Origin of the sequence: Chryseobacterium fluminis (genome assembly GCF_026314945.1) — a bacterium.
Classification (GTDB): domain Bacteria; phylum Bacteroidota; class Bacteroidia; order Flavobacteriales; family Weeksellaceae; genus Chryseobacterium; species Chryseobacterium fluminis.
Map to the genome: position 1 here is coordinate 4,129,379 of NZ_CP111121.1, position 12,620 is coordinate 4,141,998.

The window sequence follows — 12,620 nt, forward strand, 5'->3', positions numbered from 1 at the left end:
AGTAAACATAAAAGTATACTATGAATGAAAATGTCTTAGGTATTGTTGCAGGAATCCTTACTTCAGTATCCATGATTCCACAGCTTATAAAAGTTCTTAAGGATAAAAATGTCAATGATTTGTCTTGGGTGATGCTTCTTGTTCTCATCACCGGGGTTTCGTTATGGGTTTGGTATGGCGTTGTTAAAGATGAGTGGCCGATCATTCTGTCCAATGCATTTTCTGTAATGGTTAATATAAGTCTGCTTATCTGTTATATGCTGTATAAAAAGTCTTAATGCCTATATTTTAGATAACAGGCCTCAATTATTTAAAATAAGGATTAATCTTTTAATACTTTCGCTAAAAAGCAAAAGTCACTTTACGGAATGTAGAGTGACTTCATTATGTTGATGTGTTTTATGAAAATGAATTATTGCTGCCGTACAAATTTTGCCAGAGGAGCCATTTTTGCTTTGTTAAGACTCAGTGTGTCACCATTCACAGTATAATTGTCAGCAGCCAGCAGGGCTTTGGTAAATAACTGCTCTGTAGCAAGATCCTCACATGCGATCATCGTAGACATTCCCTGATTGAATTTTATCCGCATAACATCGGGCTTTAGTTCAAAAGTTCCGCTTACGCCGTTACATCCTCCGTTACCTTCATACCTCATATCAGGCATGTTCAGCTTAAAGTAAGGGTTACTGTCAGCGTTGACCAAGACGACGGGTTTGCCGTTAATTTCAGTAAGCTTCCATGTTTTTCCGGTAATGTCATTGGAAGGCTGGGCCGAAGATGCCGTTCTGCTTATACAAGAAGTTAGTGCAATTCCTAAAAGTAGGACAGATAGATGGCTGAATACATTTTTCATAAGCTTCAATTTTATTATTTAGTTTAAAAAAATTGATATGCTAATAAGATGCCATCTTGGTAGATTCTGACGAACGGCTTTTTTTAGAGCGAAACAGAACCATGTCGTAATCTCTTTTCAGAAAAATAATATTTCCATGGATATTGGAGTATTGGTATTCTGAATTGTGAGCAGTGTATTCAGGAAGACTTTCATTCTTTTTAAGCTCATAAGTGTTACCGTCCAAACGTATCGTTGCCGTATTTTTTGTATGATTGATAATGACCTCCATCTGTTCTCCCAAATCATTGCTGAAAACCTCTTTTGTGGTTTCATTCTCCGTATGTACAGTATTTACGGGTGTTGTTAAGATGGTTTCCGTTTCCTTGCCTGAATGTTTGCATGCTATAACAGAAAATAATAGAAATACTGTTGCAAAAATTAATAATAATTTTTTCATATGATAAGTGATTTTTAGATGGTGTGTACTAGTGATAATATTCATTAAATATACAAAAAATAATATAAAAATGTTAAATTTTAATAATTTAATTATAATAATTCATTCGTATTCATGAATAATTCCTTTTCATGAAACAGTCTTTTTTTGTCCGTAGCGGTTTAGCAAAAAAGGAACAAAGTATACTGTTCCTTTTGAAGTTTGTGTTTCTAGAATCTTTATTACTGACAAAACCAGTTTTAAGAAAGCTTAATAATCTCTGATAGAATTTATCTGGTTTATCTACCGGCTTGGGAAAATCCGGCTACAGAGAAAAAAACCTCTTATAAAATAATTTCTTTTCATGCATCATATTTAAGTTTATCTTAAAGTCATTTTAAGTTCAGTCCCGCTGTGCCATTTCACATCAGGGGGATTAATTTATTGTAAAGATAAGATATATTATCAAATACATGTTAATAATTCATAATAATTTCTATTAATATTACGATAATTTAATTTTTAGTATCATTTTTTTCAATTAGGTAAAATAAAATTGAGAACATTAAAATTATAATCAGTATATTTTAAGTTAAATGTTGAAATATGATGATAAATATTAATAAATTGATCCTGGTGGTAGAGTGTTAACTATTTGGATACAGTCTAATAGAAGATCGCGGCTCCAGTCATTGTGCAATAACAATTGGAAATTAGAGGTTTATGCTGCTAAGGTGCATTTTAATAGCATTCAGATAATTTAAAGGAGCGTTAAATAATGTTAATATATATCCTGACCATAAAATTACTCATCTCCGTTTTTATTCTAAAGCTTACCTTTGTGGCTTAATTATGAGAAATTATATCGTATACTTTTTGACAAGTCTTTTCCTGCTATTCGTAGTGGAGAGCAAAATTAACGTCAAAACGTTACGCAATGATTATAACAGTCATACTTGTCATCAATTACCTAAAAGAGCGAACCGCTTAAACCAGACGTACGAAAAACTTTCTGTACAGCAGGCGTCTGATGATGCAGGGAATTCCTATTCTTTAGAGCTCACTGAAGACGATTTTCAATGGTCGGATACTACTTTTCAGACCACAGTTCTGCTAACCAGTATTTTTACCCTGGTATACATTTTCGGTTTAGAAAGTTTTAAGAGAGCTAAGCCTGTCATTCATGGTTTTCCAGCTCATTTTGCTTCCATAAAAAGATTTATCCTGATTCGTTCGATCAGAATTTAAAAAATTCCATTTTTTCAATCTGTTTTCTGCTGACTGTTCGGCAGGAAAGAAGGTGCGTTGTGTCCGCCGGTAATCATCACATCGCCTTTTTTCTCATTACCCTTTTCATTTTAAAACATTAACGATTTATATAAACTCCAGAATTATGATCAAGAGAGTTGTCGCAAGTATTGCGCTAAGCAGTCTTTTATTGTTCAGCTGTAACAAGAAAAAAGAAGAAAAAGAAGAAGTGTCAGTTTATCCTGTAACCACTCCGGTGATGATGGATACCGTGATTGACAAAGAATTTGTAGCTCAGATCAGATCCGTCAAGAACATTGAAGTCCGTGCACAGGAAAAAGGTTTTCTTGAGAAGATCTATGTAGACGAAGGACAGTACGTTCATCAGGGACAAGTATTGTTCCAGATTATGCCCAAGCTGTATCAGGCAGAGTTACTGAAAGCCCAGGCAGAAGTAGCCCAGGCTACCATCGAGCTGAAAAATGCAAGTACGTTAGCCAACAGCAACATTGTTTCTAAAAACGAAAGATCAATGGCCAAAGCTAAATTGGATGCAGCCAATGCAGAAGCAAACCTGGCTCAGACGCATTTGTCATTTACCAATATTAAAGCTCCGTTTTCAGGGATTATCAACAGGTTACCCCTGAAACTGGGAAGTTTGGTCGATGAAGGCGATTTGCTGACCTCCTTATCGGATAACAATGAGGTCTATACCTATTTCAATGTTTCAGAACCGGAATATCTTAATTATCAGATGCATGCAGCCGACAGAGGAAGCAATCAGATTTCTTTAGTCATGGCAAACGGAGATATTTACCCTCAGAAAGGTGAAGTTCAGACGATCGAAGGAGAGTTTGATAACGAGACAGGAAATATTGCATTCCGTGCGAAATTCCCGAATCCGGATAAATTATTAAGAAACGGAGAAACCGGAAAAGTAAGAATGACTTTACCTTTAAAAAATGCGATGATCATTCCTCAGAAAGCAACCTATGAAATTCAGGATCAGAAATATGTTTTCGTGGTTGGAAAAGACGGGGTGGCAAGATCTAAAAATATAAAAGTAGCTTATGAGCTTCCGGATGTTTATGTAGTCGGTTCAGGCCTGGCAACAGGAGACAGGATCTTGCTGGAAGGAGTACAGAAAGTGAAGGACGATCAGAAAGTTAAAGTTAAAGCACAGGATCCCAAAAGAGTTCTTCAGTCATTGAAATTAAAAGCAGAGTAGGACTCTATAAATGAAGCAGTATTATGTTTAAGAAATTCATTCGCAGACCCGTTCTGTCTATCGTAATCTCATTGATTATCGTATTTATGGGAGTTTTATCACTTGTAAAACTTCCCGTAACACAATTTCCGTCTATCTCACCGCCAAAAGTAAATATCACCGCAGAATATCCGGGAGCCAACAACGAATTGTTGGTCAAATCCGTGGTTATTCCGCTGGAAAGAGGTTTAAATGGTGTTCCGGGCATGAAATATATGACTTCCGACGCCGGAAACGACGGGGAAGCCTCCATTCAGGTAGTTTTTGATCTGGGAACCGACCCGAACGTAGCCGCCGTCAATGTTCAGAACCGAGTATCTTCGGTTGTCAATAAACTTCCGCCGCTGGTGGTACGTGAAGGGGTGAAGATTACCCGTGAAGAGCCCAATATGCTGATGTATATTAATTTATACAGCGACGATCCGAAAGCTGACCAGAAATTCCTTTTCAACTATGCAGACATCAATGTTATGTCTGAATTGAGAAGGGTAGGTGGTGTAGGTTTTGCAGACATCCTGGGAACAAGGGAATATGCGATGCGTATCTGGCTTAAACCTGACCGGTTAACGGCTTACAGCATCTCAGCAGATGAAGTAATGGAATCATTAAATGCACAGAGTCTTGAAGCATCACCTGGAAAAACCGGTGAAAGTTCGGGAAAAAGATCACAGTCATTTGAATATATTTTAAAATATCCGGGCCGTTTCAATAATGAAAAGGATTATGGTAATATTATCCTTAAAGCAAAAACAGACGGGAAATTTGTAAGGCTGAAAGATGTTGCCGATATTGAATTCGGTTCTTCAATGTATGATATTTACTCTACATTGAACGGAAAACCTTCTGCAGCAATTACGGTAAAGCAATCTTACGGTTCCAATGCCAGTGATGTAATCAAAAATGTAAAAACCCTGATGGCCGAGCTGCAGAAAACCAGCTTTCCGAAAGGAATGCATTACGACATCAGTTATGATGTATCAAGATTCCTGGATGCCTCGATTGAAAAAGTAATACACACCTTATTTGAAGCCTTTATACTGGTAGCCATTGTTGTATTTCTTTTCCTGGGAGACTGGCGATCCACCTTAATTCCTGCCATTGCAGTTCCGGTATCGCTGGTCGGTACTTTTGCGATCATGTCCGCTTTTGGTATTACGCTGAATATGATTTCACTTTTTGCTTTGGTAATGGCCATCGGGGTTGTCGTGGATGATGCGATCGTGGTGATTGAAGCCGTGCACGCTAAGATGGAAGAGAAACATCTGTCTCCGCTGAAGGCGACCGAGGAAGCGATGCACGAAATCAGCGGAGCGATTATCGCCATTACTCTGGTAATGGCATCTGTATTCATTCCTATTGCATTTATGTCCGGTCCGGTGGGAGTATTTTACCGACAGTTCTCCATTACGATGGCTTCTGCGATTATCCTTTCGGGGGTTGTGGCCCTAACCCTGACGCCTGCTTTATGTGCCCTGATCCTAAAAAATAATCATGGAAAAGCAAGGAAAAGAACGCCAATTACCATTTTCTTAGGTAAGTTTAATAATTTATTTACGAAAGGAGCAGGAAAGTATGAGAAAATGTTAAATAAAACGGTTAAAAAGAAAACATTTACTCTGCCGTTATTATTGGCATTCTGTGCCTGTACATTTTTCTTAAGTAACTCACTGCCTTCAGGATTTATTCCGGCAGAAGACCAGGGGATGATCTATGCCATTATTCAGACGCCTCCGGGTTCTACCCTGGAAAGAACCAATCAGATTGCAAAGGAGCTGCTTAGGGAGTCTGAAGGTATCGACGGCGTACAGTCTGTCTCGTCATTGGCGGGTTACGAAATCCTAACGGAAGGAACAGGTTCCAACTCAGGGACCTGCCTGATTAACCTTAAAAGTTGGGAGGAACGTTCGGAATCTGCTGCAGAAATTATCGAAAAGCTTGAAGAAAAAGCTAAAAATATTCCGGGAGCCAATATAGAGTTCTTCCAGCCGCCATCCATTCCGGGATATGGAGCAGCCGGTGGTTTCGAACTCCGTTTGCTTGATAAGGCCGGAAGCGGTGATTATCAGAAAATGGAGAAGGTGAGCAACGACTTCGTGACCGAACTGAAAAAGCGTCCTGAACTGGGATCTGCATTTACCTTCTATTCTGCAAGTTTCCCGCAGTATATGCTGAAAATTGACAATGACCTGGCTGAACAGAAAGGAGTGACCATCGAAAAAGCCATGGACAATTTATCGACGCTGATTGGCTCGAATTATGAAACGAGTTTCATCCGTTTCGACAGGCCATATAAGGTGATTGTTCAGGCGGGACCGCAATATCGTGCATTACCGACGGATTTATTAAAATTATATGTTAAAAATGATAAGGACCAGATGGTTCCGTACTCAGATTTCATGCACCTGGAAAAAGTGTACGGCTTATCAGAAATTACAAGACATAATATGTATAATTCTGCTGAAGTAAGCGGAACCCCTGCCCCGGGCTACAGTTCCGGACAGGCGATCGCAGCGATAAAAGAAGTAGCAGACAAGACGCTTCCGAGAGGTTTCGGCATCGACTGGGCGGGGATTTCAAAAGATGAAGTGAGTCGTGGAAATGAAGCAATATTTATCTTCCTGGTGTGTTTGGGATTCGTTTATCTGATCCTTGCTGCACAGTATGAGAGTTTTATTCTTCCGTTACCGGTGATTTTATCTTTACCCACAGGTATTTTTGGAGCCTTTTTATGTCTGAAGTTACTGGGATTGGAAAACAACATTTATGCCCAGGTGGCCATGGTAATGCTGATTGGTTTATTAGGTAAAAATGCCGTATTGATTGTTGAGTTTGCGGTGCAGAAGAAGGCAGAAGAAGGTATTCCGGTGGCACAGGCAGCTATTGAAGGAGCTGCGATCCGTTTCCGTCCGATTTTAATGACCTCATTTGCCTTCATTGCGGGACTGATTCCCCTTGTAATGGCAACCGGACCCGGAGCGATCGGTAACCGGACCATCGGTACAGCGGCGGCAGGAGGAATGTTGATCGGAACCATATTCGGATTAATGATCATTCCGGGATTATATTACATTTTCGGAACGATTGCGGATAAATCCAAGCTGGCACGATATGAAGAGGAAAACCCTCTTACAGAACAAACAGAACCTTATCAACACGACAACAAACATGAAGATTTATAATAAATATATAGCAGCCATTGCTTTATCGCTTGTCTTAGCAAGCTGTAAGGCACCCATGGCAACGGTTATAAAAGATGAGGTAAAAGAAAATGTGCCTCAGAATTTTAATCAGGAAGAACAGGCAGATGCCAATAACAACAGCGGAACAACTCCATGGAGACAATTTTTCACGGATCCGAATCTGGTGGCTTTAATTGAGACCGCTTTAAAAAACAATCAGGAATTAATGATCACCCTGCAGGAAATTGAAATTGCAAAAAGCGGGGTTTTAGCTAAAAAAGGAAGGCTGACACCCACTGTTTCTGCAGGATTGGGAGCCGGAGTTTCAAAAGTAGGACGCTACACAAGTGAAGGAGCAGGGGACGCCAGTACAGAGATCGAGCCCGGAAAAAAGATGCCGGATCCGCTTGGAAATTTTGAAGGTGGATTAACGGCAAACTGGGAGATCGACATCTGGAAAAAACTGAGAACAGAAAAAGAATCTGCCGTAGCCCATTATCTTTCAACAGTGGAAGGGAAGAATTTTGTCCTTTCAAATTTGATTGAGGAGGTTGCAGATAATTACTATGAACTGTTGGCTCTGGATAATCAGCTGGATATCATTCAGCAGTATACCCAACTTCAGCAGAGAGCTCTGGAAATATCAAAAATTCAGAAAGAAGCTGCGGCGGCAACTGAACTGGCAGTGAAAAAGTTCGAGGCAGAACTGGCAAAATCAAAAGCATCAGCCTATACTATCCGTCAGGAAATTACTGAAAAGGAAAATCAGATCAATGCGCTTTGCGGTCGCTATCCGCAGACCATTGTGAGAACGAAAGAAGATTTTATGACCATTATTCCGCAAACGGTATATACAGGAATTCCGTCACAGTTATTGGCGAACCGTCCTGATATCAAACAGGCAGAACTGGAATTGAAATCAGCAAAATTAGACGTAGAAGCCGCAAGAAAAGAATTTTATCCTTCACTGGAGATTTCTGCAACTTTGGGATTAGAAGCATTTAAGCCTTCTTATCTGGTAAAATTACCGGAATCTGTTGCAACCAGTCTGGCTGGAGAATTGGCCGGTCCGCTCATTAATAAAAGTGCGATAAAAGCGAATTTCCAGACGGCGGATGCAAGACAGATCCAGTCCTTGTACGAATATGACAAAACGATTCTGAATGCGTATTTAGATGTTGCCAATTTAATGTCTAAAGTGAAAAACATAGATCAGTATTACAAGTTGAAGTCCGAACAGGCAACGGCTTTGGACCAATCTATCGATATTGCGAATCAGCTGTTCCGGAACTCAAGAGCAGACTATCTGGAAGTTCTTCTGAACCAGAGGGATGCCCTTGATGCGAAAATGGAATTGGTTGAAGCAAAACAGAAACAGCTGAGTACAGTTGTTGATATTTATAAGAGCTTAGGCGGAGGCTGGAAGTGATTGTAAATCCTTAATGTTTTAAAAAGAAAAGAGGCTATCCAAACGGGCAGTCTCTTTTCGGTTTAAGGATAGAACTTGTCTTTAAGGCTCCTGTTAAGGAATCTGTCAAAATTTACCTGCAGGACATTAACCAACTAAAATATGTTTTCAGGTTATTAGTTTGTTATATGATAAATGGTTATTAGTTTTTAAAAAAATAAAATGACAAAAACCAGACTTCTGTAGGTATTGGATCACCATAAAGAAGGTCTGCATTGATCATCATTAGTTTCGAAATAATTTTTAGTCAGATTTGTGTTTTATCGATTTAATTATTTCAAAAAAAAGTGTTTTATAATGCAACTAACTTTAATGTCATTTCTTAATGAGCGCCATGCAGGTAATTTTGTTTTAAATTCTGAACCGAAATTATCATCTTGATCTGACAAAAAAAAGTACTTATGGTCTCTATTCGTGAATTAAGACGTCCTAATTGATGAATTGGATTAATTTAATCAGTTGATTAATAACATATTGAATAGTGATTCCATATCCATGGAGCTCTAAATGTTAATTCCCGATTCTATGGCAAAAAACTAAGGTATTTTGTGTATTTTTGACTCCTGATCAGACCTTGAATAACTAGTAACGTGATTAAAAAGCTCCTCTTTTTACTTTTTTCCGGATTTTTTAATTTTCTTCTTTCACAGGAAGCTTCCCTTGATTATTATCAGATCAGGAAAAAATACGAGAATCTTGAAGAAAATAATTCACAGGCTTTCCCGTCTTTGCACGCTTATATTAATAAAGCAAAAAAAGAAAAGAACTATGAAAAGCTGGTTCAGGGTTATAAGGATGGTGTTTTTTATTCTTACCTGAATGAAGATAAGCTAAAATATGCAGACAGTATTGTCTGGGCTGCAGGGCAGTCTAAAGATGGTGATCTTAAAATAACGGCCTACCTGGAAAAAGGAATTGTCTACTATTATCATTACAAAAAGTACCAGCTCGCACTTAATGAATATCTTAAGGCTTACGAGTATTCCAAAAAGACCCAAAATAATTATCTGAAATTCCAGAATCTCTATCATATAGGGGTCGTAAAAAGTTATTTGGGATATTACGAAGAGGCTTCCGTCATTTTCAGACAGTGTATCGATTATTACAAAAAAGTATCGGAATCCGATATTCATCCCAATTTAATCTATAATAATAAAAAAGGATACCTGAACAGTCTTCATCAGCTGGTCATCTGTGAAAGGCATTTGGAGAAATTTAAAGAAGCCGGTCAGAATATCAACAGAGGACTCGCCGAAGCAGGCAATAATCCTGATTATGCGCAGGAAAAAGCCTATTTTCTGTTATCTAAGGGAATTTCTGAGTATAAAGATGCTCAGTATCAGCTGGCCCTTTCGGATCTGAAACAATCACTCCCTTCCATTAAAAAAAGCCGGGATTTTGCAAGACTTTCCGTTAACTATTTTTACATTGGCAAGAGCTATCTTGATTTGAAGAACCCTGAAAAATCTATAATTTATTTCAAAAAAGTAGATTCCATTTTTCAGAAGAATCAGTTCATCTTACCGGAATTAAGGGAGAATTACGAAATTCTGATCAATCACAGCAAAAAAGAAAGTAATAAGGAGCAGCAGCTGCATTATACAAGCCAGCTCCTGAAAGCGGACAGTATTATTTCTAAAGATTTTATCTATTTGTCCTCTAAGATCCATAAAGAATATGATACCCAGACTTTACTGGATGAAAAGAATGAGCTGCAGAAAATTAATTATCTGGGTATCGTCGTGATTACCGTTTTGCTGATCTGGGCAATAGGACTTGTTACTTTACTGACCAGGCGCCATAAAAAAGCTAAAGACATTCAGCAGAAATATATTCTGATTGAAGAGAAGTTTGCAGAACAGCAACATCCAGATGCGGAAGCAGTCCTTCCTACTCAAGAAAAGAAAGTGAGTCTGAACGAAGATAAAGTGGAAGAGCTGCTGGGTAAACTGAAAACTTTTGAAGAAAAAGGAGAATTTATTCAGAAAGGTCTTACCATGGGTAAGCTGGCAACACAGTTGGGTACCAATTCAAACTACCTCTCACAGGTGATCAACGAGCATAAAGGCGTTAATTTTAATAAATATCTGAGTGAACTGAGAATACGTTATATCACTAATCTACTTTTTGAAGATCCCAAATATCTGAAATATGGGATCGAAGGTCTTGCGCAGGAATGCGGAATTGCCTCCCGACAAAATTTCTCCGATCTCTTCTTCGAGATCAATGGCATCCGCCCGACAGATTTTATCAAGAAAAGGAAACAGGAACTTGATCAGAAAGGGCGAGATCCTATTTGAGGAATTTATGATGTGGATTAGGTTTATATCAATTAAACTCTATAGGTTTAATCTGAAACAATCAGATATTTTGACTCAAATTGTCTGATGACTGTTATCTCTTATTATATTACGACGAGTTTTGTCGTACTCCGTTATTAGCTTTGTACAGATCAATGAAATAGTATTAATAATATATTAATTTTTAATAAATCATTATTCAATGATATAAAAAGACTACTTTTGCGGAAAATTTTAACTAATTAACTGGTAAACTCTACATATGATAAAATTCTATACGGGTGCATTTTTCCTATGCACTATTTTAAATTTTTCTGCCCAGGAAGTAATCTGGCAGAAAGATATCAAATCCAACACCCAGGATTTTCTGAGCCAGGTCACTACGACCATCGACGGGCAATACTTAATTTCGGGAAGCAGCATTCAGAGCAGTAAACTTCAGGCCGGGGCGGGTAAGCAGAACAGTGGCTACGACTTTCATTTAGTCAAACTAAACGAAAAGGGTGAAGAAATCTGGGAAAAATACTTCTCCGGACAGAACCACGATTTTTTGACCGCGACGGTCAATACACAGGAAGGCGGATTTTTAGTTGCAGGAACTTCGTACAGCAATAAAGGACTGGATAAGAAGGAGGATTCTAAAGGAGGATCAGATTTATGGTTGATCCGGCTAAATGAGTTTGGAGATGAACTCTGGCAGAAAACCATCGGCACCGCTTCTGATGAAGAAGCGAGAGCGGTGATCCAGACCACCGATTTAGGATTCTTTGTAGCTGGAAACATCCAGAACTCAGCCAAAGGGTACGGATCCAAAGATGTTCTGGTGGTAAGACTCGATAAAAATGGCAAAGAACTCTCCCAGCTGATTCTGGGCGGAAAAGGCCTGGATGAAGTGGAGAAAATGATTCCGACAAAAGACGGCGGGGCTCTGTTAGGCATTTACTCCAGAAGTACCGTTGGAGGCTCTAAGAAAACCGAAAATTTCGGGGAAGGCGATTACTGGATCATAAAACTTTCCAAAGACGGAAAAGTAGAATGGGAAAAGAACTTCGGCGGAAAAGAAGATGACCATTTAAGAACCCTGGCACTGACTTCCAGCGGCTATATCGTTGGAGGAGAATCAAGATCGGAAAGATCGGGAAATAAATCAGTTGGGATCACTGAAGGGACAGATTTATGGTTGATTTCTTTAAATAACAGGGGAGAAGAAATCTGGCAAAAGTCCTACAACTTTAAAAACAGGGATGTGCTGATGGGAATGAGCGTTATTGAGAAAAAAGAGAAAGGAGAAAAGAATAAAGACTCTACGACAGGGATTTTATTGGGTGGTTATACGCAGGCGGAAGGCAGGATAGAGGCTGATGATGAAAAATTCTGGATGCTGTATCTGGATGAGAACGGAAATGAGCAGTGGAGAAAGCATGTGAAAGGTCAGTCTTCTAAAAAAGAGGAAAGGTTATCTGATATTAAGCTCAACCGGGACGGTTCTATTATCCTGGCAGGCACCAGCGCCGAGGAATTGGGAAAAGAGAACTGGAAGATTGTAAAGCTGGGTGACAAGCAGATTGATCAGCTCATTGAGAAACAGGATATAAAAATCTATCCGAATCCGGTGTCGGATTATGCGTACGTAGAAATCGGGATGAACTTTACAGAAGCGGAAATTGTGGTGTATGATATGGGAGGAAGGCAGCTGCAGAGTTTAAAAACTAAAAATATGGTGACCAAGATCAATACACAGAATTTGATTCAGGGGGCTTACCTGGTGGTCATAAAAACGGATACGGATAAAACGGCGAATGCGAAATTGATTAAGAAATAAATACAAATGAGAAAAATAAAATTAAGTATTTTTTTAGGCTTATATATAGGGATAAGCGCTCAAGA

The 12,620-nt window shown here is 38.8% G+C and carries 9 protein-coding genes; 7 read left to right on the forward strand and 2 right to left on the reverse strand.

Features of this window, described 5'->3' with window-relative positions; genetic code table 11:
* Positions 1–20 precede the first annotated feature (20 nt).
* Positions 21–278: a SemiSWEET transporter gene (locus ODZ84_RS18915; RefSeq protein WP_266173944.1), complete on the forward strand. Its 258-nt coding sequence runs from the start codon at positions 21–23 to the stop codon at positions 276–278.
* A 134-nt stretch (positions 279–412) separates the two neighbouring features.
* On the opposite strand, the gene ODZ84_RS18920 is transcribed toward ODZ84_RS18915, so the two are convergent.
* Positions 413–853, reverse strand: coding sequence for an META domain-containing protein (locus tag ODZ84_RS18920; protein WP_266173945.1), 441 nt, complete (start codon positions 851–853; stop codon positions 413–415).
* Positions 854–893: 40 nt separating this feature from the next.
* Positions 894–1,292 (reverse strand): hypothetical protein, encoded by a 399-nt coding sequence (locus tag ODZ84_RS18925; RefSeq protein WP_266173946.1) that lies wholly within the window; start codon positions 1,290–1,292, stop codon positions 894–896.
* Between the two features lie 831 nt (positions 1,293–2,123).
* Between ODZ84_RS18925 and ODZ84_RS18930 the strand changes: the two genes are divergently transcribed.
* The 6 genes from ODZ84_RS18930 to ODZ84_RS18955 all read left to right on the forward strand — a co-directional run bounded on the left by ODZ84_RS18930 (position 2,124) and on the right by ODZ84_RS18955 (position 12,555).
* On the forward strand, positions 2,124–2,519 hold the full coding sequence (locus ODZ84_RS18930; RefSeq protein ID WP_266173947.1) for a hypothetical protein: 396 nt from the start codon (positions 2,124–2,126) through the stop codon (positions 2,517–2,519).
* A 145-nt stretch (positions 2,520–2,664) separates the two neighbouring features.
* Entirely contained in the window at positions 2,665–3,747 is a 1,083-nt protein-coding gene (locus ODZ84_RS18935; protein WP_266173948.1) for an efflux RND transporter periplasmic adaptor subunit, read from the forward strand.
* 23 nt (positions 3,748–3,770) lie between these two features.
* Positions 3,771–6,965 carry an efflux RND transporter permease subunit gene (locus tag ODZ84_RS18940; protein WP_266173949.1) on the forward strand — a complete coding sequence of 1,065 codons (3,195 nt, stop codon included), beginning with the start codon at positions 3,771–3,773 and terminating at the stop codon, positions 6,963–6,965.
* On the forward strand, positions 6,952–8,394 hold the full coding sequence (locus ODZ84_RS18945) for a TolC family protein (RefSeq protein WP_266177406.1): 1,443 nt from the start codon (positions 6,952–6,954) through the stop codon (positions 8,392–8,394). Before ODZ84_RS18940 ends, ODZ84_RS18945 begins: the two co-directional genes overlap by 14 nt.
* Before the next feature lie 629 nt (positions 8,395–9,023).
* A complete protein-coding gene (locus ODZ84_RS18950) occupies positions 9,024–10,733 on the forward strand; it encodes a helix-turn-helix domain-containing protein (protein WP_266173950.1) in 1,710 nt (569 codons plus the stop codon).
* A 262-nt stretch (positions 10,734–10,995) separates the two neighbouring features.
* A complete protein-coding gene (locus tag ODZ84_RS18955) occupies positions 10,996–12,555 on the forward strand; it encodes a T9SS type A sorting domain-containing protein (RefSeq protein WP_266173951.1) in 1,560 nt (519 codons plus the stop codon).
* Positions 12,556–12,620 lie beyond the last annotated feature (65 nt).

Bases quoted from the DNA above. Each gene is read 5' to 3' on its own strand.
- ODZ84_RS18915 (WP_266173944.1), top strand. From the start codon at position 21: ATGAATGAAAATGTCTTAGGTATTGTTGCAGGAATCCTTACTTCAGTA.
- ODZ84_RS18920 (WP_266173945.1), bottom strand. From the start codon at position 853: ATGAAAAATGTATTCAGCCATCTATCTGTCCTACTTTTAGGAATTGCA.
- ODZ84_RS18925 (WP_266173946.1), bottom strand. From the start codon at position 1,292: ATGAAAAAATTATTATTAATTTTTGCAACAGTATTTCTATTATTTTCT.
- ODZ84_RS18930 (WP_266173947.1), top strand. From the start codon at position 2,124: ATGAGAAATTATATCGTATACTTTTTGACAAGTCTTTTCCTGCTATTC.
- ODZ84_RS18935 (WP_266173948.1), top strand. From the start codon at position 2,665: ATGATCAAGAGAGTTGTCGCAAGTATTGCGCTAAGCAGTCTTTTATTG.
- ODZ84_RS18940 (WP_266173949.1), top strand. From the start codon at position 3,771: ATGTTTAAGAAATTCATTCGCAGACCCGTTCTGTCTATCGTAATCTCA.
- ODZ84_RS18945 (WP_266177406.1), top strand. From the start codon at position 6,952: ATGAAGATTTATAATAAATATATAGCAGCCATTGCTTTATCGCTTGTC.
- ODZ84_RS18955 (WP_266173951.1), top strand. From the start codon at position 10,996: ATGATAAAATTCTATACGGGTGCATTTTTCCTATGCACTATTTTAAAT.